Origin of the sequence: Pseudoalteromonas sp. S2721, assembly GCF_005887425.1 — a bacterium.
Classification (GTDB): domain Bacteria; phylum Pseudomonadota; class Gammaproteobacteria; order Enterobacterales; family Alteromonadaceae; genus Pseudoalteromonas; species Pseudoalteromonas simplex.
Genome location: NZ_PNCZ01000015.1, coordinates 1 through 21,853 on the forward strand (window position 1 = coordinate 1; position 21,853 = coordinate 21,853).

The window sequence follows — 21,853 nt, forward strand, 5'->3', positions numbered from 1 at the left end:
GCTTTAGGAGCTGCTGCTGCCGGTGCTGCACCCGCTTTAACTGTACCAATTACTTGCTCACCAAGTACTGTTTCGCCTTCAGCGTGAATGTGCTCACCCATGATACCGTCTTCTTGAGCAACAACTTCAAGAACAACTTTATCAGTTTCGATGTCAACAAGGTTTTGGTCGCGTGTTACCGCTTCACCTGGTTGAACGTGCCAAGTAGCAATTGTCGCGTCTGCGACTGATTCTGGAAGTACAGGTACTTTAATGTCCACTTCTTTACCTTCTGATGCTGGTGCTGATTGCGCCGCTGGCGCGTCTTCTGATTTAGCTGGTGCAGAGTCGTCACTTGCTGGTGCAGCATCTGCATCACCAAGTAATGCAATTACTTGTTCGCCAAGTACCGTTGCACCTTCTTCTTGTGAAATTTCAGTGATTACACCGTCATTTGGTGCAACAACTTCTAAAACAACTTTATCTGTTTCGATATCTACTAAGTTTTGGTCGCGGCTTACTTTGTCGCCAACACTTACGTGCCATGTTGCAACAGTAGCATCAGCAACCGACTCAGGAAGTACAGGAACTTTAATTTCTGTGCTCATTGCTTATCCTTTCTTTTCAATAGTAAGCGCATCTGCAACGAGCGCTTGTTGTTCTTTATTATGCACTGACATGTAACCACACGCTGGTGATGCTGATGCTTTACGACCTGCGTAAGTTAATTTAGCACCGGCTGGGATTGCATCAACAAAGTGGTGTTGAGAACAATACCATGCACCTTGGTTTTGTGGCTCTTCTTGACACCAAACAAAATCTTTAACGTGTTGGTAACGCTGCATGATTGTATCCATCTCAGCGTGTGGGAATGGATATAATTGTTCTACACGAACAATAGCAATGTTATTTAATTCTTGCTTACGACGCTCTTGTAGTAGCTCGTAATAAACTTTACCGCTACAGAATACAACGCGTTCTACTTTATCTGCTGCAATATCATCAATTTCATCGATCATATTGTGGAACACACCTTCAGATAACTCTTCAAGTGAAGATGTTGCCAACGGGTGACGAAGTAGCGACTTAGGCGTCATAACAATCAATGGACGACGAAGTGGACGTACTGATTGACGACGAAGCATTGCATAAACTTGCGCTGGAGTTGAAGGAACACATACTTGCATATTGTGATCAGCACACAACTGTAAGAAACGCTCTAAACGTGCCGAGCTATGCTCAGGACCTTGACCTTCGTAGCCGTGTGGAAGTAAACATGTAAGACCACATAAACGACCCCACTTCTGCTCACCTGAACTTAAGAATTGGTCAAATACAACTTGTGCACCATTCGCAAAGTCACCAAACTGTGCTTCCCACATTACAAGTGACGTAGGTTCAGCTGTTGCGTAACCATATTCAAACGCAAGTACCGCTTCTTCAGAAAGAACTGAGTCATACACTTCAAATGCACCTTGCTTTTCGCTGATATTTTGCAGCGGCAAGTATGTTGATGCATCTTTTTGGTTATGAACAACAGCATGACGGTGGAAGAATGTACCACGACCTGAATCTTGACCTGTTAAACGGATATCTGTACCCGCATCAACAAGCGTTGCATAAGCAAGTGTTTCAGCCATACCCCAATCAAGTGGTTTTTCACCTGTTGCCATTAACTTACGGTCGTCGTAGATTTTCTTAACGCGCGACTGTGCTTTGTGGCTTTCTGGGAAGCTTGCTACTTTTTCGCCAAGCTCTTTTAACTTTTCAACCGATACTGTTGCATCGTACTCAACATCCCAATCGTGACCAACAAACTTAGCCCAATCAGAAGAGTGTGATGTTTCTAGTTGAATTTCTTCAACAACACAGTTGCCTTTGTCTAAACCGTTACGGTAATCATCAGCAAGTGCTTTTACTTCATTTTCTGAGAATGAACCTTCAGCAACTAATTGGTCTGCGTAAATTAGACGAGGTACTGGATGCTTTTTGATTTTTTGGTACATAAGTGGTTGAGTCGCGTTCGGCTCATCCGCTTCGTTATGACCATGACGGCGATAACATACTAAATCAATCACTACATCACGTTTAAACTGGTTTCTGAAATCAAGTGCGATTTGAGTAACAAATGCAACCGCTTCAGGATCGTCAGAGTTAACGTGGAAAATTGGTGCCTGAACCATTTTCGCAATATCAGTACAGTATGGTGTAGAACGTACATCAGACTGTTTAGACGTTGTGAAACCAACTTGGTTATTTACAACGATACGGATACTACCACCACAACTAAATGCATTAGTTTGCGATAAGTTAAATGTTTCTTGTACAACACCTTGACCTGCGATTGCAGAGTCACCGTGAATAGTAATTGGTAATGCTTTAATACCTGACTTATCACCTAGACGGTCTAAACGAGCACGTACCGACCCCATAACCACTGGGTTAACGATTTCTAAGTGAGACGGGTTAAATGCAAGTGCCATGTGCACGTTGCCACCCTTAGTTGCAAAGTCAGATGAATAACCCATGTGATATTTAACATCACCTGAGCCTAATGTGTCTTTGTGTTTACCAGCGAACTCATCGAATAATTCTGATGGGTTTTTACCTAAAACGTTCACTAGTACGTTCAAGCGACCGCGGTGAGCCATACCAATAACAGCTTCTTTTTGTCCGCTTTCACCTGCACGATGAATTAGTTCTTTAAGCATTGGTACTAACGCATCACCACCTTCAAGTGAGAAACGTTTTGCACCAGGGAACTTAGCCCCTAAATATTTTTCAAGACCATCTGCAGCTGTTAATCCTTTAAGGATACGTAGCTTTTCTTCTTTAGAGAACGTTGGACGTGATTGCACTGATTCTAAACGTTGTTGTAACCAACGCTTTTCTTCAGTTGAAGTGATGTGCATATACTCAGCACCAACCGACCCACAATAAGTCGTTTTGAGTGCTTGATATAGCTCACCTAATGGCATGGTTTCGCGACCGACAGCAAACGAACCCACATTGAATTCACGGTCAAAATCAGCTTCAGATAAATCGTGGTACTCTAATTCTAGATCACGAACACGTTCGCGTTGCCAAATACCTAATGGATCTAGGTTGGCATTTTGGTGACCACGGAAACGGAAAGCATTAATAAGTTGTAGCACCTTGACCTGTTTAGGATCACCAGAGCCACCCTCTGCTACCACTACTTCTCTATGCTTGTTTTTAGCAAGCTGTGCAAATTGTGAACGAACTTCTGAATGTTTAACGTCAACATCCACACCATCAACTTTTGGTAATTGTTCGAACACTTCTCGCCATTCTTCTGGCACAGAAGTCGCATCATCTAAGTACGCTTCATAAAGCTCTTCTACGTAAGCAACGTTACCGCCGTTTAAGTGAGAAGATTCTAGCCATGCCTTCATCACACCTTCGTGCATTTATAAGCCCTTTTCTTTAGCGCAGAAATTAATTGTTGTAAAAACAAGGTGGTTAATCACTTAACCACCTTACATATTCAAGCTTTAAACAGCGCGGTTTAAAAGCATTGATTTGATTTGTCCAATTGCTTTGGTCGGGTTAAGACCTTTTGGACACACGCTAACACAGTTCATGATACTGTGACAACGGAACACGCTGAACGCATCGTCAAGGTCAGCAAGACGCTCTTCAGTCGCTGTATCGCGGCTATCAGCCAAGAAACGATACGCATGAAGAAGGCCCGCAGGACCGATGAACTTGTCTGGATTCCACCAGAACGAAGGACACGATGTTGAACAACATGCACATAAGATACACTCATATAAGCCATCTAACTTATCACGTTCTTCGATTGACTGAAGACGCTCACCCGCCGCTGGCGTGTCGTTAATTAGGTAAGGCTTAACTTTTTCGTATTGAGTGTAGAACTGACTCATGTCAATAACAAGGTCACGTACCACAGGTAAACCTGGTAATGGGCGAATTACGATTTTACCTTTGCCACCTTTAAGTAGCGTTGATAAAGGCGTGATACACGCTAAACCATTTTTACCATTCATGTTGATACCGTCTGAACCACACACACCTTCACGGCATGAACGACGGAATGATAATGTTGGATCTTGCTCCTTCAATTGCATAAGGGCATCCAATACCATCATATCTTGGCCTTCTTGCGTTTCTAGCGAGAAGTCCTGCATACGTGGTGCATTATCAACATCTGGATTGTAACGATAAACCGAAAATTGTACTTGTGCCATCGTCTCGCTCCTAGTATGTACGTGCTTTAGGTGGGAAAGCTTCACGCAGTTTCGGCGCGTAGTTTACATCACGTTTGCTCATTTCTTCGCTCTTAGGATCGTAGATTGAGTGACATAACCAGTTTTCGTCATCACGATCTGGGAAGTCAAAACGAGAGTGTGCACCACGGCTTTCTGTACGGAAGTTTGCAGCTACTGCTGTTGAGTAAGCTGTTTCCATCAAGTTATCAAGCTCTAGACATTCGATACGTGCAGTGTTGAACTCAGTCGACTTGTCGTCAAGACGAGCGTACTGAAGACGTTCACGAATTTCTTTAAGCTCTTTAAGACCTGTTGCCATTGCATCACCTTCACGGAATACCGAGAAGTTAAGTTGCATACACATTTGTAGGTCTTTCTTGATTTGTACTGGGTCTTCACCTTGGCCAGCTTTAGAGCTTTCCCAACGGTTAAAGCGTGCAAGTGATGCTTCAAGGTCTGAATCAGACGCATCTTTACCTGCTTCAACACCGTTAAGGTACTTACCTAAGAAGTTACCAGCTGCGCGGCCGAATACAACTAAGTCAAGTAGTGAGTTACCACCTAGGCGGTTAGCACCGTGTACAGATACACATGCAATCTCACCAACAGCGAATAAACCTTCAACTACTTTCTCTTGGCCGTTTGCATCAATTTGTAATGCTTGACCATTTACGTTAGTTGGAACACCACCCATCATGTAGTGACATGTTGGGATAACTGGAATTGGCTCTTTAGCTGGATCAACGTGTGCGAATGTTTTCGCAAGGTCACATACGCCTGGAAGACGTAAGTTAAGTGTTTCTTCACCTAAGTGGTCAAGCTTAAGCTTGATGTGTGGACCATAAGGACCATCGCAACCACGACCTTCACGGATCTCAGTCATCATTGAACGAGCAACAACGTCACGAGACGCTAAGTCTTTTGCATTTGGAGCGTAACGTTCCATGAAGCGTTCGCCGTCTTTATTTAGAAGGTAACCACCTTCACCACGACAACCTTCAGTTACAAGTACACCGGCACCGGCGATACCTGTTGGGTGGAACTGCCACATTTCCATATCTTGCATTGCAACGCCAGCACGTGTAGCCATACCAACACCATCACCAGTGTTGATGTGTGCATTCGTTGTCGATGCATAGATACGGCCTGCACCACCTGTTGCTAAAACAACAGCTTTTGATTTGAAGTAAACAACTTCACCAGACTCGATGTCGATTGCTGTACAACCAACAACGTGACCGTCGCTGTTTTTAACTAAATCTAGTGCGTACCACTCAGAGAATACGTTAGTTTTGTTTTTAACGTTCTGTTGGTATAAACAGTGTAATAACGCGTGACCTGTACGGTCAGCTGCTGCTGCAGTACGTGCAGCCTGTTCACCACCAAAGTTTTTCGACTGGCCGCCGAAAGGACGTTGATAAACACGGCCATTTTCAAAACGAGAAAATGGTAAACCCATGTTTTCTAATTCAGTAATAGCTTCTGGGCCTGTTTTACACATATATTCGATAGCGTCTTGGTCACCGATAAAATCGGAACCTTTAACAGTATCGTACATGTGCCATTCCCAGTTATCTTCATGTGAGTTACCCAGCGCAACCGTAATACCACCCTGTGCAGACACAGTGTGAGAACGTGTAGGGAAAACTTTTGAGATAAGTGCACAGGTTTTGCCTGATTCAGTGATAGCTAGTGCTGCGCGCATACCCGCACCACCGGCACCAATCACTACAGCGTCAAATTCACGAACAGAATAATTCACTTAAACACCCCATAAAACGATTAGACCAATTGCTACGTAAGCAACAGCCATAAGGTTTAATACAAAGCCTAAAACAGCACGTAATTTAGCGCATTTAACATAGTCAGTAAGAACTTGCCAAAGGCCGATACGGGTGTGAACCATGATGCAAACTAGGGTAATTAAGGTAAACCCTTTCATTGCTAGGTTAGAGAATAGGCCTTGCCAGGCTTCGAAAGTGACTTCTGGCGTACATAAAAAATAGCCGATAATAAAAATCGCGTAAGCGCTGATTATTAATGCTGTTGCACGTAGTGATACGAAATCTTGTACACCATCACGTTTAAGAGTTGCTTGATTTAAAACCATATCCACACTCCTGCTAGAATTGCAGCTACAACACCTAAAGCTAATGCAACTTTAGCGCTGAAGTTACCTGATTCAAGTTCTTCCCAGTGACCCATGTCCATAATGATATGACGGATACCACCAATTAAGTGATACGCCAATACAGAAATGGTGCCCCATGCTATGAATTTGGCAATGAATCCGCTGAACAGACCCTTGACGAATTCAAAACCTTCTGCAGAAGAAAGAGACTCAGACCAAGCCCAAATGACAAACGTTAAAGCAAAAAATAATGCAACACCGGTGACGCGGTGTAAAATTGATGCTTTAGCCGTTGCCGGCATAGATATAGTTGTTAGATCTAGATTTACAGGTCTTTGCTTTTTCACAGTTACTTGCCCATCTTGCCCTTATCGGGCTCATCTACTTGTTTTTCTAAAACCCATCAAAATGAATTTCGATGGAACTATCTAAGTAAACCGTGTTGATACACAAAAAGTTCACACTTATGCAAAACTCAAATGTAAAAATAAAGTTTACCTACAGACAATACGGTATAAAACCTTGGATAGTATATATAGCCAAAGGTCTTTTTACAATTCTTGTTTAGTAAGAGACGTTTGCGAATTAGCCAATAGTATAATATTTAATCCTGACAGAATATTTATTATCCATTTGTGCATAATGTTTATAAAAATTGACTTTATACCCCTCTTTCACGTTAAAATGAAAAGAATGTGCTTAAACAGATTCAGAACATAACAATCAGAGTTGTTATCTTAATAGGAGATAAATAGATGGCGGATAAGAAAGCCACGGTCCATATTGATGGTCTTGATCCAATCGAACTTCCAATTTACCAAGGCACTGCTGGCCAAGACGTAATCGACGTACGTACGTTAGGTTCACACGGTCACTTCACTTACGACCCAGGTTTCATGTCGACCGGTTCTTGTGAATCTTCAATCACTTACATCGATGGCGGCAAAGGTATTCTATTACACCGTGGTTACCCAATCGAGCAATTAGCTGATGAATCAAACTACATCGAGCTTTGCTACTTACTATTAAACGGCGAATTACCGACTAAAGAACAATACGAAGCGTTTGCTCAAGAAATCACGCACAACACAATGCTTGATACTAAAATCGCAAACTTCTTCCAAGGTTTCCGCTTTGACGCTCACCCAATGGCAATGCTGTGTGGTGTTGTAGGTGCTCTTTCTTCTTTCTACCACGAAGATTTAGACATTACTGACGCAACACAACGTAAAACAAGCGCAATCAAGCTAGTTGCTAAACTACCAACTATCGCTGCGATGGCTTACAAATACAATGTAGGTCAACCGTTTGTTTACCCACGTAACGACTTAAGCTTCGCTGAAAACTTCTTACACATGATGTTCTCAGTACCAGCTGAAGAATACAAAGTAAGCCCTGTTCTTGCTAAAGCAATGGACAAAATCTTCATGCTTCACGCTGACCATGAGCAAAACGCATCAACGTCAACTGTTCGTCTAGCTGGTTCTTCAGGTGCTAACCCTTACGCGTGTATCGCGGCTGGTATCGCATCTCTATGGGGCCCTGCGCACGGTGGTGCTAACGAAGCATGTCTTAACATGTTAGAAGAAATCGGCTCTGTTGACCGTATCGACGAGTACGTTGCTAAAGCTAAAGATAAGTCTGATCCTTTCCGTCTTATGGGCTTTGGTCACCGTGTATACAAAAACTTCGACCCACGTGCGACAGTAATGCGTCAAACATGTCACGAAGTACTTGCTGAGCTAAACATTCAAGATCCACTTCTTGATATCGCTATGAAGCTTGAGCAAATTGCACTTGAAGACCCATACTTCGTTGAGAAGAAACTTTACCCTAACGTAGATTTCTACTCAGGTATCATCTTAAAAGCAATCGGTATTCCAACAAGCATGTTCACTGTAATCTTTGCAATGTCACGTACTGTTGGTTGGATCTCTCACTGGGATGAGATGCTTTCTCAACCTGGTCACAAGATCAGCCGTCCTCGTCAGTTATACACTGGTGAAACTTCACGCGATTACGTACCAACAGACAAGCGTTAATACGAATTTGCGTTTAAAAAAGGCCGCTATGCGGCCTTTTTTGTTGCCCTGCACTTGTCTATTTGTGCAAAGTAATTAAAATCGTCGCATTCTTGTAGCTTAAGGCCTTTCATGTTCGATATCACAAAAATACGTGCTGACTTTCCAATACTGAATGAAACAGTCAATGAGCAGCCTTTGGTGTATTTAGACTCAGCGGCTACCTCGCAAAAGCCACAGGCAGTTATTAATGCTCTTAGCCGATTTTATAGCCATGAGAACGCCAATGTGCACCGCGGCCGCCATACACTCAGTGAAAACGCGACACGCCAATATGAACAGACCCGAACGCTACTTGCAGATTATTTCTCTGTAAGAAGTAATGAGATAGTGTGGACTAAAGGCGCAACCGAATCGATTAATTTAATCGCAAATGGTCTGGCTTCGAGGCTTAACCCTGGCGATAAAATTGCCCTATCAGCCATTGAACACCACGCCAACATAGTCCCTTGGCAACAATTAGCACAACGCACCGGTGCAGAAGTCATTATTTTGCCGATAGAAAATGATTTAACTATTAATAGCGTACACTGTAGTGAATTTATCAAACAACAAGAGCCTAAAATTGTCGCTATTACCCATGCATCAAATACCCTTGGTAATATTACTGATTTAGCGCCGATCATTAATGCATGTAAGGCCATTAATGCTATATCTATTGTTGACGGTGCGCAGGCAGCGATGCACTTACGCCCTAATTTACAAGAAATTTCCTGTGATTTTTACGTGTTTTCTGCCCATAAAATGCTCGGGCCGACAGGTTTAGGAGGCCTATATGGCCGATTTGAGCTGTTAAATTCGCTCGATGTATATCAAACCGGTGGCGAAATGATCGAAACAGTGAACCTAACACACAGCACTTTTCGTGATGCGCCGGGTAAATTTGAAGCAGGAACACCCAATATTGCAGGTGTCATTGCCTTTAGTGAGGCAATAAATTATTTAATATCGTTAGATTTTCAGCAAATGCGTCAACATGAGCATACAGTTTTTGACTATGCGATAAAACAATTATCAGCTATTGATGGTATTAATATCTATTCAAACCAAACAGATAACATCGGTAACATTAGTTTTAATTATCGCGATGAACATCCGTTTGATTTAGCCACCCTACTTGATGGATTTGGCGTTGCCGTGCGTAGTGGCCATCATTGTACGCAACCTATAATGAGTCATTTAGGCATACCAGGGACTGTACGAGCAAGTTTTGCGTTATATAACACTAAAGCTGATGTCGATGCCTTTATCAGTGCTGTTAAAAGTAGTATTGAGTTATTAGATTAATTTTGGATAAGTTATGAATTCAGCGTTTGAAGCCGTTAGTAAAAACATTGAAACAGCTGCTGGGTGGCAGCAAAAATATCGCCAAATAATGCTCTTAGGTAAGCAATTACCTGTTATGCCTGAAGTACTCAAAGTAGATGATGCTCTAGTTAAAGGCTGCGAAAGTAAAGTGTGGCTTTATATTGAGTTTGATCACTCGGAAAATAGCCTTGTTTTAGCAGGCGATTCAGATACGCGTATCGTCAAAGGATTACTGGCTTTAATTTTAGCCTTATACAATGGTCTAACACCGGAGCAAGCAACGCAAATTAATGCCTATGATGAATTTGAACGACTCGGTCTAATTAGCCATTTGAGCCCTTCTCGTGGGAATGGTATTAAAGCCATGGTTGATAAAATTCAAACCATGGCTGAACAAAAACAATAAGTTTTATAAACTACGCTGTTTTTTATCTAGGTATTTTCTAATCGCTTTGGCTGCAACAAAAAAGCCAAAGCTGCCTGTTACCATGGTTGCAGAGCCAAAACCATTATTACAGTCCATATTCATTGAACCATCTGCACCTTGTTTTGCTTGGCAAACCTCACCTTCGGAGGTTGGATATACAAGCTGCTCTGTAGAATAAACACAATCGACGTTAAATTTTCGCTTTGGATTGCTACTAAAGTTGTACTGTTTTCGCAAAATATAACGTACTTTTGCAAGCAATGGATCATGAGTTGTCTTTGCAACGTCACCAAAACTGATTTGACTAGGGTCGGTTTGCCCGCCTGCTCCTCCGGTGGTAATAACCGGTAGTTTTATGCGTTTACAGTGAGCAATAAGCGCAGCTTTTTCTTTTACAGCATCAATACAATCAATTACATAGTCAAAGCCTTTAATATGCTCACGAATGTTATCTAGCGTAATGAAATCGTCAATAACATTAATTTTGATATCTGGGTTTATCAACTCACAACGTGTTTTCATCGCTTCTACTTTTGCTTCGCCTACGGTGCCAGTTAAAGCATGAATTTGACGATTAACATTGGTTGCACAAATATCATCTAAATCAATGAGGGTTAGTTGCCCTACACCCGTTCGAGCCAATGCTTCAGCAGCCCAACTACCTACGCCACCAATACCAATGACACAAAAATGTGCTTGTTGTAACCAATCAAATTGTTGATGACCATATAAACGTTTAATGCCACCAAAACGGATGTCTTGTGTTGTTTCTTTCATTTACCAATCCAACGTCCAAGGAGCTGTCCACTCTTTGAATTCGTCTGAGTTAAAAACTTCATTAAGATGAGCACCTAAAGTGTAATCGCATCGATATTCTTTAAGCTGCCCTTTATAGCTAAATTGTAGTGCATAGGCATGCAAGTTTGTGCGCTCGTCTTCACTACCCGCATAGGTACTATCACCTAGAATTGGCGCACCTAAGCTTTTCATTGCGACTCTAAGCTGATGTGTTTTACCAGAGAATGGCTTTAACAAGTATGCACGAAGCCCTGGTCGAATACTTTTTGAATAAAAGCGTGTGATAGCAGGATTCGCTTGGCTCTTTAACAGCTTAAATGCACCACGACGACTTTTTTGCATATCCCCTTTTATCCAACCTTGCTTTTTCTTAGGCTTAGCATCACTCACTGCGAGATAAAACTTTTTTATTTTATGATCAGAAAATAGTGAAGTGAATTCGGCTGCAGCTTCTTTGTTACGGGCTAATATAATTAAACCTGATGTCACTTTATCTAGCCGATGAACCGGATAGAGCTTTTCATTAACAAGCTCTTCAGCAAGTACGACAAAACCAGCACATTGTTCACTATGAAAGCTCACTCCTGCTGGTTTATAAAAAACAAAGAAGTCATCTTCAATGGCATGAAGATGAACATTGTTTACATCATGCATTTTTTAGTTGCCAAGCACTGCAATAACGCGCGCTAAATCTTCAGGAGTATCTACGCCTGCTTGCGGTGCACACAGAGCTTTTGCGATTTTAATTTTGTGACCATGATAAAGTACACGAAGCTGCTCTAATGACTCTAAAAGCTCTAATCGAGATTCTGGTAATTCGATGTAGTCTTTAATGAAGCCAGCACGATAAGCATAAATACCAATATGGCGCGCAAAATCAGCAAGATTTAGCTTATCTCGGTCATCATTCATCATCGCATCACGATGATAAGGGATTGGCGAGCGCGAAAAATACAGTGCGTTGTTGTCTGCATCGTTAATGACTTTCACGCAATTGGGATTAAATATATCGTCAATCTCATCAATGCTGGTGCTCAAAGTCGCCATTGGCGCATCAGAATCAGCAAGTAGCATGGCAACTTGAGATACATTTTCGCTTGCCAATAAAGGCTCATCACCTTGCACGTTGACAACAATAGTGTCACTTTCAAGTTTTAACTGTTCAACAACCTCAGCTAAACGTTCTGTGCCTGATTGGTGATCTTCTCGTGTCATCAATACATTATCAGTAAACTTCTTTACTGCATCAAACACTGTTTGATGATCAGTCGCTACATAAACTTGTGATGCACCTGACGCAACTGCTTTTTCATACACATGTTGGATCATTGGTTTACCACAAATATCAGCAAGTGGTTTACCTGGTAAACGCGTCGATGCGTAGCGAGCTGGGATAACGACTACGAATTCCACTTATCAACCTCTTCTTGGCTTAATTCACGGGCTTCATTTTCTAAAAGCACCGGGATATCGTCTTTGATTGGGTACGCTAATTTCGCAGCAGTACTGATAAGCTCTTGATTCTCTTTATCAAGACGTAATTTACCTTTACACACTGGGCAAGCGATAATTTCAAGTAATTTTGTATCAAAGGCCATTGAGGATCCCTTTTTGTTTTAATAATAAATTAAGTTTTTCGATAACTGCTGCTGTTGGCTTTGCATCAACAGGTAAATAATACCAATTTGGTTTAGCAAAACTAAAGCATTTAACGGCATCTTTTTCTGTCATAAATACAGCGTCATCTGCAAAATCGCTAAAGTCATTTGCTTGGTAGGCATAATGATCACGAAAATGATGAGTAGATAGTAAGTTAATACCTTGCAGCTCAAGACTTATTTCAAAGCGTTTGGGGTTACCAATAGCACTGACCGCATGACCTTTATCTTGAACTGAATTGGCAAGTTCTGAATTACTCACGGTTCGAAATGGGCTTGACGCTAAATCATAGCGGCTTTGTGCGTTGCCACCATTTTCTATGACTAAATCAACCGATTTTAAGCGCGCTTTTGTTTCACGAAGTGGACCTGCAGGCATTAATAAACCGTTACCAAATTGGCGTTCACTATCAACAATACAGCACTCGATATCACGCGCCATTTTATAATGCTGCATGCCATCATCAGAAATAATGACATCGATATCATGTTGCTCTAATTTTTTTATACTAGCTTGTCGGTCAGGGCCAACCATTACAACACAACCTAGGCGGCGTTTAATAAGTACAGGTTCGTCACCTGCTTGCGTTGTCGTCGTTTGTTCTGTCACTAACAGTGGATACGAATCAGACTGACCACCGTAGCCACGACTGATCACAGCCACTTTTAAACCTTGCTGCTGTAAGTACTCAGCAAGCCAAATAACAAAGGGCGTTTTGCCGTTTCCACCCACACTAATGTTACCAACAACAATGACAGGAACATGCGCTTTAAAAGCCTTAAGTATATTTAGCTTATAAAACAAAGCACGAAGCGTTGAGATAAGCCAAAAAAGCACACTCAAAGGCAAGAGTAAAATGCTTAATAAACCTGGTTTTTTATACCAGCTTTTTTCAATAACACTCACTACTGCTCACCAAACTGCATCTTACATAACGCACTATAGGTACCGTCTTTTTCAAGTAGCTCGCCATGCGTGCCCTTTTCGATAACTTGACCATGGTCGATGACATAAATGCAATCACTGTTTTCTATTGTTGATAAACGGTGTGCTATCACAATCGATGTTTTTTCTTTCATTAAGCTATCAAGTGCTTGCTGGATAAGTTTTTCAGATTCAGTATCAAGCGCAGATGTCGCCTCATCAAGAATCAAAATAGGGGCATCTTTTAATATTGCACGTGCTATGGCTATTCGCTGACGCTGACCGCCTGATAACATAACGCCATTTTCACCCACCATGGTATCTAAACCTTCTGGTAAGTCTTTAACAAACTCCCAAACATGGGCTTGCTTAGCAACCGCCATTAACTCCTCGTTTGTTAATTCGCGGTCAAGGCCATAGCAAATATTATTCGTGATGGTGTCGTTAAATAAAACCACTTGCTGTGAAACCAGTGCAAATTGCTTACGTAAGTCTGTCAGTTTGTAATCAGCAATGTTGACGCCATCAAGCAAAATTTCACTGTCACCTTCAAGCTCATAATAACGCGGCAATAAATTTGAGATGGTCGATTTACCTGAGCCAGAACGGCCAACCAATGCTATGCTTTCGCCGGCATTAATCGAAAGTGATAAATTCTTTAATACAGGTTCATCTTTCGTTGGGTATTTAAAGGTCACATTGTTTACTTCAATTTTCCCAGTTACTTTATCAACGCTGTAGGTGCCTGTGTCTTTTTCTACTTCTTCATCAAGTACTAAAAAGATACTTTGCGCTGCAGAAATACCTCGTTGTAAATCACTATTAACGTTTGAAAGTTGCTTCAGTGGCCGTAATAACATCATCATTGATGAAATAAGTAATACGAAGTCACCTGAACTGATGGTATCAATCATCGACGGCATAGAAACAACCCATAAAATCACGGCCATCGCGCTTGCTGCCAAAATTTGGATAACAGAAACGCTTAACGCTTTAGTTGCATCCATTTTAATGCGCTGCTGACGATTATGATTATTAATAGCCGAGAATTGCGATATCTCTTGCTGTTGACCACCAAAGCCATGAATCACCTTGTGACCAGATAACATTTGCTCTGAGCTGCGAGTTACTTGGCCCATAGCAGATTGGATTTTTTTCGAAATCATACGAAAACGTTTCGATACAAAGGCAACAATCACAGCCACCAGCGGAATAATGACTAAAAATATCAGTGATAGCTTCCAACTGGTATAAAACATATTGAAAAGTAAGAAAACAACAAAGGCCCCTTCTCTTACAACAATTAACAGGGCTTTGGTAATGGCTTGTTGAACCTGCTCAGTATCAAAGGTGATTTTAGAGATTAAATCGCCATTTGAATTTTTATCATGAAAAGACACCGGCAGATGTAAAATATGTTCGAATAATTGTTGGCGCAACGTTCTTACAACTTGAGAGCCAACATAACTTAAACAGTACGACGACATATAGTTAAACATGCCACGACCTAATACCAATGCAATCACAACAAATGGTGCATAAGTTAAAACATCAGTGTTACGATCATTTAAACCTTCATCAATGAAGGGCTTCATTAAATTGATAAACAATGCATCCATGGCTGAATAGCCAATCATGCCTACAATGGCGAAAAACGCGATTAACTTATAATCACCCACATAACTGATTAATCGCTTATAGATTTGGGATGTAGTTTGATCCATAACACTCTCTTATTCATAGACTTCGACTATTGTAGCCTTTAGGGGGTAAAAACAAAACGTCAATCTTGTTCGAACCAATAACTTTCCTGCTCTCGCGCAAATTCTAAGCGATACGTATCTGAATAAAATTTTATGCGTATATGGCCATACTTTGCCGTCGATAACTGCTGTATATGGTGTTGGTTATAACGATTTACAACCTCTGGGTGAGGAAAGTGCCATTGCCCTTGGTAAGCAGATGAATGGATAACTACTTCAGGATTTACTGCATCTATAAATTCATAACTTGACGAGGTATTACTACCATGATGGGGGCTTATTAAAATAGTCGCTCGTAAATCCACCTCCTCTTCAACAAGTTTAGCTTCTGCCGCTGCTGATATATCTCCAGTTAGTAAAAGTGAATAATTAAAACCTGTTACTTTTAATAAGCAAGATTGGTCATTGCGACTCGCTTTTTCTACCTTTGCTGTAAAACTTCTGATATTAAGCTCAGCAAGTTTGATGGTGGTTGTTTTGCACTTATTTAACAGCCCCTGAGGATGAAAAGTAGCTAAAGTGTGTTGATAGCCAGCCTCTTTCCAACTGGCTAAACCGCCAGAATGATCGTTATCTAAGTGGCTTATTATGGTGGCAATCACAGATAGCTGCTGTTTATTGATGTTGTTAAGTAATACGCGGTGTACATAATCATAACGGCCAAAATACTGTGGGCCTAAATCATAAATTATCGCTTTATTTTTGCTTCTTACCATCACCATTAAGCCATGCCCGACATCAAACACATCCAACTGAAACTTAGCTTCTGGCTGTAATTTACTATCAACGGCATATATACAAACAGGAATTAAACACACATATTTATTAGGGCTAAAGTACAACAGCAGAAGTGTTATGTAACTGATGATCAATAATGAGAAATTAAACTCATTGAACGACAACCAACGCCAGTCATTAGGGATAGAAAGCAATAGTTGATAACTAAAATACAGGGCAATGTCGATAAGTGATAACAGACCTGAAATATCCAGTAGGCTAGAAATCAGACTATAAAAAATCAACAAAGGCAATAACAGCACACCGACCAAGGGCACAGCAATAAGGTTAATCAATAAACCTATCACGCTAGTACCTGAGAAGTAATATAAGGATAGCGGTAGTAAACCAACAAATAAAGCGCATTGAACTTGCAGTAGCTGTACAAATCGCTTTAAAAAACTAAGTGACAAATTAATTGTTTTTTTAGTCAGTAGAAAGATGACCGTAACGGCCAAAAAACTGAAATAGAGCCCAGGATTCAACAGCGTAAATGGGTCTATAAACAACACCACACTCAAGGCGTACAAAATTGAACGCCAACGCACTGGGTTTTTTCCTAAGTTATAGATTACAAGGTAGCAGCCTAACATTAGCAGCGCCCGGCTTGCAGAAACTATAAAATCACTTAAGTAAACATAAACGAGCGAGCAACTGAACCCTATTACAACAAATAGCTTATTTAATTGAATTGATTGGCTTACACGAAAGTGACTCACTCTTAACAGCCACTTACTACTATAAAAACCGACTGCGAAGATAAGTCCGATATGAAGACCCGAAATAGCAAGTAGATGAGACAATCCTAATTCACGCAAGTGCTTTCTATCTTCATAACCTATTTTACTTTTGTCACCGGTTAAAAGCGCATAATAAAGCCATTGTAATCGTGTGTTTGCCGTAATTTTATCAATATAAGTGCGGTAACTAACACGCAGGGAGTCATATTGATGATGATTTAAATAGCTTATCTCTCCTACGCTTCGGCCTTTATAAAATACTCGCTCAAGTAATGCTTGCCGTTCTCTACTAAAACTGTAGAAATTTTTTACTGATCGATAAGGTTTAAGTTTGAGTACTGCGCTTAATTCATCTCCACTAGTAACCGGTTTATCTGAAGTAATGCTGAGCATTGCATTAGGAGCAGGTCGGATGCTTGTAGGGCAAGATTCAATATGTTTCAGACTTGCTTTAATGTAGTAAGGGCTTTGTTCACTGTATGTTTCAACTACCTCAAATCGAACTAATCGGCTTTGTTGATAATCGATTTGACAGTCAGAGATTGAGTAAAAGACGAAGTAATGAAAAATCACTACCAAAATAGCGCAAATAAACCCTGACAATAGAGTTAAAAAAGGCTTAAAATAGGCACCTGCTAGCAATACAGCAAAACTCATTATATAAAACGCCGCAGTGTCAAATGTATATAGGGTGAAAAAACAGCCTATGACAAAGCCGCTGCATAACCAAATAGATGTAAATGGTTGCTTTAAATGGCTAAGAAAACGATCCAACGCTTTTTACCAGATCATAACAAGGTAAAAGAACACAAGTATTTAAGAATTTTTGGTCGTTTATTGCATGATGCCAATTTATGGCACTTAAATAGACGCTCAGCACGTGGTGCATTTGCGGTTGGTTTATTTTTTGCGTTCATCCCTGTTCCTTTTCAAATGGTTCTTGCAGCCGCCCTGGCTATTCCATTTCGAGTAAATTTACCAATTTCTGTTGCAACCGTGTGGATCACTAACCCACTAACCATGCCTCCTATTTTCTATTGTTCATATATTGTAGGCACGATTGCCCTTGCTCAGCCACAACAGCACTTCCAATTTGAACCAAGCTGGCAATGGTTTATAGATAGCCTTACAACAATTGGCCCAGCCTTTTTAGTTGGCTCACTTATTTGTGCTACTGCTGCTGCTATCATCGGTTATTTTGCTACTGACATGCTTTGGAAACGCTCAGTCCGAAAAGCATGGATACATCGCCATAAAAAATAACTGATTTCAGTATAGACAAAAAACCCAGCTTAAAGCTGGGTTTTTTAATATTGATTAGTAAGTCTCGATTACGAAACGATTACTTTTTAAAGAAGCGACGTGCAGCTGCAAATGGTAATAGCAATAAAGCATACCATGGGAAGCTTGCTGATTGACGCTCGTATTGTTCAATCTCTTCTGCAGGACATTCCTCAACACTGCCATCAATTGGTGTTAACTTAACAGCAACAGCAATACTTTCATATTCGATATTGCCATCAACATCTACCGTTACATTGCCGAATGTATCGGTTTTTTCTACTGTTTTAGTAGCAACTCCAAAAATCTCATTATCGTTATTAATAGCTTTAGCCTCAGCTATTGTGTATTTATAACGAGTCTCACCATCGTCTTCATAACAAGGTAATAAATCGTTTAAGTTAACAATTGAGTCTTCACCAATAGTGTAAATGAAACCTTCACGGCGACGTGATGATGTATTATAGATGTCAGTTTCACCCTGACCAACTACAATACCTTTATCATTAATATCATTTGCAACTGAACTAGAACTTGAGAAAAAATCTGTTGGAAAAACTACACTTCCACTTTTTTTATCATAGTAATAAAACTTAGTCCTATAACCACCTTCAATAATTTTGTTGGCATAACCAACTATCACATCGTCATTATTGAGAGCGAAAGCCTGACCAGAATCCCACCCGTCTTCTTGGTCTAAAAATTCTTTAACTTCACCGTTCTCAAAAACAACTGGCATGGTTACTACTGTATCAGTATCCTTGTAGCGAACATCTGATGTTCCGGCGATTAATCCATTTTCGTTAATAAGATAGGCGCTACTTCTAAATGCGATACCTTCATCGTCTTCTGGTGTTAGCCCAATGCCATACAATTCTGTATTAGTTACATTTAAATTGTTATCCAGTGACCACTTAACAGCTCGTTTATTAAAAATACCACTGTTGTAACTTCTGTTATAAACCTCGACACAATCCGAAACGGGTTCATCTTCACCATCACATTTTTCTTCAATATCCTCTAAAGGATCCTCTGCGATACCCACTGAAACAGTGCCTACGACATCATAGCCACTATTTGTTTGAATTATGTCGTATGCAGCACTAAAACCACCATACTCATCAAATTCTGGTGCTAATGGTACTTTATCACCTGCTTCTGAGATCACCAATGCTCGGCTGATAAAGTCTCTTAAAAAGTGAGTCTCTTCTTCATCTTCATCTGTTTGAGTAAAAGAAGTTTTCTCATAAGGATCGCTTCCCCATCCTACCATAACACCATCTTCTGAAACAGCAGTTAGAAGGTTTGTAGTTGAGCGCGTTAATCCATCATAATCAAGTGATTGTTCATCAAATATAACTTGTTCTGTTACACCTTCACTCGTATATACAGTGGCAACTCCATTGGATACTTTCTGATATTCAGAATCAGTTAGACGCCCCGGATTTGAACTCGTGATATAACTAAGCATAAATGCATGAGCATCAGCATTCGTATGAACCGCATCATTATTTTCAATATCATCAAGTGTAAAGGTAATTTCTTTGCCTATCTTTTCATACGCATCTTTCGTTGCATTATAAGCACTCTCAAAAGATGAATCTGTGAAATCGAGATAAGAAATATCTATTGGGAAATTATATAACCCATTAGCTAAGCCTATAATATGACCATTCTCACTGACATCTGTTACGTAATTATGTTTTGCTCCGTCTAGCCCACCTAATTCTTCTAATTTATAGGTTGCGCTCATCGCTGAGGTACTTAGGGTGGCTAAAATACTGGCAGCGAGTAATTTGTATTTCATTTTAATCCTTACTACTGATTCTTTAAATCTTCGAGTTCTTCCCAGCGCTCAAAAGCGACTTCAAGCTCAGACTCTAACTCGGCTAAATGGTTCAATGCTTCTGTTGTAATTGCAGCATCTTGCTTAAAAAAGTCAGGGTCATTAACCACAACTTGCTGAGCGTCTAACGCTTTTTCAAGTTGTTCCACTTTACTGGGTAATTCTTCTAATTCAAGTTTTAATTTGTAAGAGAGTTTATTACTTTTGTTTGGTGTTTTATCTTGGCTAACAACGGCCGGCTTTTCTTGCTTAATTTGTTGCTGTTGTTGTTTTTCTTGCTCAGCTAAATGAGCTGCATACGCTTCATAGTCGCTATAGCCTCCGACAATGTCAGTGATCTTGCCGTTACCTTCAAATGCCCATACAGAATTACAGGTATTATCAATAAATTCACGGTCATGGCTTACAATCAGCACAGTGCCCTGATATTGGTTGATGATCTCTTCTAAGAGCTCTAAGGTTTCAATATCAAGATCATTGGTTGGCTCATCGAGAACAATAATGTTAGATGGCTTTAAAAATAACTTTGCTAATAATAAGCGGTTTTTCTCACCACCTGAAAGTGCTTTTACTGGCGTACGCGCTCTTGCCGGTGGAAATAAGAAGTCTTGCAAGTAACCAAGTACATGACGTGAGCGCCCGCCCATCATCACTTCTTGCTTACCTTCAGCTACGTTATCTTGTACTGTGGCTTCTTCATCAAGCTTTTGACGATACTGGTCAAAATAAGCAAACTCTAAATTAACACCTTGCTTAACACTGCCGCTATCTGGTGTTAAGTCACCAAATAAAATTTTAAGCAGTGTTGTTTTGCCAATACCATTGGGTCCGACAAGGCCAACACGATCGCCACGCATAACAAGGGTCGAGAAATCTTTCGCGATCACTTTATCTTTAAATGCATGACCGATGTTTTTCGCTTCGAATACTAATTTACCTGAACGATCCGCTGTTTCAATATTGAAATCGGTTTTACCGACCTGATCAACACGCTGCTTACGCTCTTTACGTAACTCTTTTAAAGCGCGCACACGGCCTTCATTACGCGTTCTACGTGCTTTAATACCTTGGCGGATCCACGATTCTTCTTCTGCTAAGCGTTTATCAAATAGTGCGTTTTGTGTTTCTTCTACTTTTAAATCATGCGCTTTTTGCTCAAGGTACGTCGCGTAATCGCCAGGGTACGAAACCAGCTTACCACGGTCTAAGTCAAGAATACGGGTTGCAACTGCTCGAATGAATGCACGGTCGTGAGAAATAAAAACGATACCGCCTTTAAACTCTTTTAAAAACTGCTCAAGCCAAATAACACTACTCATATCTAAGTGGTTGGTAGGCTCATCAAGTAGCAGTAAATCGGGTTCACTAACCAAGGCTCTTGCAAGCGCAACTTTACGTAACCAACCACCTGATAATGATTCAAGCTTGGCTTCTGGGTCTAGCTCTAAACGAGATAAAACGAGCTGAATACGGGTATCAAAGCGCCAGCCATCAACAGTTTCTAATTGATTAGATAAACGCTCTAATTTGTTGAGCAATTTATCGTTATAGTCTGTTTGCATTTGATTACTAACTTGGTGATATTCTATCAGTAAGTTAGCGATGTCAGGCATACCCTGAGCTACATAATCAAATACTGAGCCTGCCGCCCCTTTTGGTGGATCTTGCTCTAAACGTGAAATGCGAATACCGCCTAATTGGTTGATTTCGCCATCATCCAAAGTCACTTGGCCATCAAGCACTTTTAGTAGTGTTGATTTACCTGCCCCGTTTCGACCAACGATACAAACACGCTCACCTGACTCAATAACGGCATCGGCATCATCTAGTAGCGGATGCGTACCATAAGCTAGTTGAGCTTTGGCTATTCTGATTAAATCCATCGT

Annotated in this window: 19 protein-coding genes; 4 read left to right on the top strand and 15 right to left on the bottom strand. The window is 40.7% G+C overall.

Annotated features, from left to right (window positions below; all coding sequences use genetic code 11):
* The 6 genes from CWC02_RS07775 to sdhC form a co-directional block, all read right to left on the bottom strand.
* A partial coding sequence (locus CWC02_RS07775) for a biotin/lipoyl-containing protein (protein ID WP_283235074.1) occupies positions 1-587 on the bottom strand: 587 nt, incomplete at its 3' end.
* 3 nt (positions 588-590) lie between these two features.
* The gene (locus CWC02_RS07780) at positions 591-3,410 is read right to left on the bottom strand and encodes a 2-oxoglutarate dehydrogenase E1 component (RefSeq protein ID WP_138600672.1); all 2,820 of its coding nucleotides are present in this window, start codon (positions 3,408-3,410) and stop codon (positions 591-593) included.
* An 84-nt stretch (positions 3,411-3,494) separates the two neighbouring features.
* Complete coding sequence (locus CWC02_RS07785) at positions 3,495-4,211, bottom strand: succinate dehydrogenase iron-sulfur subunit (RefSeq protein ID WP_054551369.1); 717 nt, start codon at positions 4,209-4,211, stop codon at positions 3,495-3,497.
* Between the two features lie 10 nt (positions 4,212-4,221).
* Entirely contained in the window at positions 4,222-5,994 is a 1,773-nt protein-coding gene (sdhA, locus tag CWC02_RS07790; protein WP_054551370.1) for a succinate dehydrogenase flavoprotein subunit, read from the bottom strand.
* Positions 5,995-6,342, bottom strand: coding sequence for a succinate dehydrogenase, hydrophobic membrane anchor protein (gene sdhD, locus CWC02_RS07795; RefSeq protein ID WP_054551371.1), 348 nt, complete (start codon positions 6,340-6,342; stop codon positions 5,995-5,997). It lies immediately after the preceding gene.
* Positions 6,333-6,710 carry a succinate dehydrogenase, cytochrome b556 subunit gene (gene sdhC / locus CWC02_RS07800; RefSeq protein ID WP_082389167.1) on the bottom strand — a complete coding sequence of 126 codons (378 nt, stop codon included), beginning with the start codon at positions 6,708-6,710 and terminating at the stop codon, positions 6,333-6,335. Before sdhC ends, sdhD begins: the two co-directional genes overlap by 10 nt.
* Before the next feature lie 408 nt (positions 6,711-7,118).
* On the opposite strand from sdhC, the gene CWC02_RS07805 reads away from it, so the two are divergent.
* The 3 genes from CWC02_RS07805 (at position 7,119) to CWC02_RS07815 (ending at position 10,158) form a co-directional block, all read left to right on the top strand.
* A complete protein-coding gene (locus CWC02_RS07805; protein WP_138617485.1) occupies positions 7,119-8,405 on the top strand; it encodes a citrate synthase in 1,287 nt (428 codons plus the stop codon).
* A gap of 111 nt (positions 8,406-8,516) precedes the next feature.
* Positions 8,517-9,731, top strand: a complete 1,215-nt coding sequence (locus tag CWC02_RS07810; RefSeq protein ID WP_138617487.1) for an aminotransferase class V-fold PLP-dependent enzyme — start codon at positions 8,517-8,519, stop codon at positions 9,729-9,731.
* Positions 9,732-9,744: 13 nt separating this feature from the next.
* Positions 9,745-10,158, top strand: coding sequence for a SufE family protein (locus CWC02_RS07815; RefSeq protein ID WP_138617489.1), 414 nt, complete (start codon positions 9,745-9,747; stop codon positions 10,156-10,158).
* 3 nt (positions 10,159-10,161) lie between these two features.
* Here CWC02_RS07815 and tcdA read toward each other — a convergent pair whose 3' ends face one another.
* Genes tcdA through CWC02_RS07850 form a run of 7 tightly spaced genes read right to left on the bottom strand, consistent with a single transcriptional unit; the run spans position 10,162 to position 17,497 of the window.
* Positions 10,162-10,956 carry a tRNA cyclic N6-threonylcarbamoyladenosine(37) synthase TcdA gene (tcdA, locus tag CWC02_RS07820; RefSeq protein WP_138600668.1) on the bottom strand — a complete coding sequence of 265 codons (795 nt, stop codon included), beginning with the start codon at positions 10,954-10,956 and terminating at the stop codon, positions 10,162-10,164.
* Positions 10,957-11,631, bottom strand: a complete 675-nt coding sequence (locus tag CWC02_RS07825) for a TIGR01621 family pseudouridine synthase (protein WP_138617491.1) — start codon at positions 11,629-11,631, stop codon at positions 10,957-10,959. It lies immediately after the preceding gene.
* A 3-nt stretch (positions 11,632-11,634) separates the two neighbouring features.
* Positions 11,635-12,390 (bottom strand): 3-deoxy-manno-octulosonate cytidylyltransferase, encoded by a 756-nt coding sequence (kdsB, locus tag CWC02_RS07830; RefSeq protein ID WP_055021960.1) that lies wholly within the window; start codon positions 12,388-12,390, stop codon positions 11,635-11,637.
* Entirely contained in the window at positions 12,378-12,575 is a 198-nt protein-coding gene (locus CWC02_RS07835) for a Trm112 family protein (RefSeq protein WP_036968654.1), read from the bottom strand. The genes kdsB and CWC02_RS07835 overlap by 13 nt, the downstream gene beginning before the upstream one ends.
* A complete protein-coding gene (gene lpxK / locus CWC02_RS07840) occupies positions 12,565-13,542 on the bottom strand; it encodes a tetraacyldisaccharide 4'-kinase (protein ID WP_138617493.1) in 978 nt (325 codons plus the stop codon). Before lpxK ends, CWC02_RS07835 begins: the two co-directional genes overlap by 11 nt.
* Entirely contained in the window at positions 13,542-15,284 is a 1,743-nt protein-coding gene (gene msbA / locus CWC02_RS07845) for a lipid A export permease/ATP-binding protein MsbA (RefSeq protein ID WP_138617495.1), read from the bottom strand. Before msbA ends, lpxK begins: the two co-directional genes overlap by 1 nt.
* A gap of 59 nt (positions 15,285-15,343) precedes the next feature.
* Complete coding sequence (locus tag CWC02_RS07850) at positions 15,344-17,497, bottom strand: DNA internalization-related competence protein ComEC/Rec2 (protein ID WP_138617497.1); 2,154 nt, start codon at positions 17,495-17,497, stop codon at positions 15,344-15,346.
* A gap of 96 nt (positions 17,498-17,593) precedes the next feature.
* Between CWC02_RS07850 and CWC02_RS07855 the strand changes: the two genes are divergently transcribed.
* The gene (locus CWC02_RS07855) at positions 17,594-18,103 is read left to right on the top strand and encodes a DUF2062 domain-containing protein (protein ID WP_054551382.1); all 510 of its coding nucleotides are present in this window, start codon (positions 17,594-17,596) and stop codon (positions 18,101-18,103) included.
* A gap of 79 nt (positions 18,104-18,182) precedes the next feature.
* Here CWC02_RS07855 and CWC02_RS07860 read toward each other — a convergent pair whose 3' ends face one another.
* Positions 18,183-19,928: a DUF3466 family protein gene (locus CWC02_RS07860; protein WP_138617499.1), complete on the bottom strand. Its 1,746-nt coding sequence runs from the start codon at positions 19,926-19,928 to the stop codon at positions 18,183-18,185.
* Positions 19,929-19,939: 11 nt separating this feature from the next.
* Positions 19,940-21,850: an ATP-binding cassette ATPase Uup gene (gene uup, locus CWC02_RS07865; RefSeq protein WP_138617501.1), complete on the bottom strand. Its 1,911-nt coding sequence runs from the start codon at positions 21,848-21,850 to the stop codon at positions 19,940-19,942.
* Between the last annotated feature and the right edge of the window lie 3 nt (positions 21,851-21,853).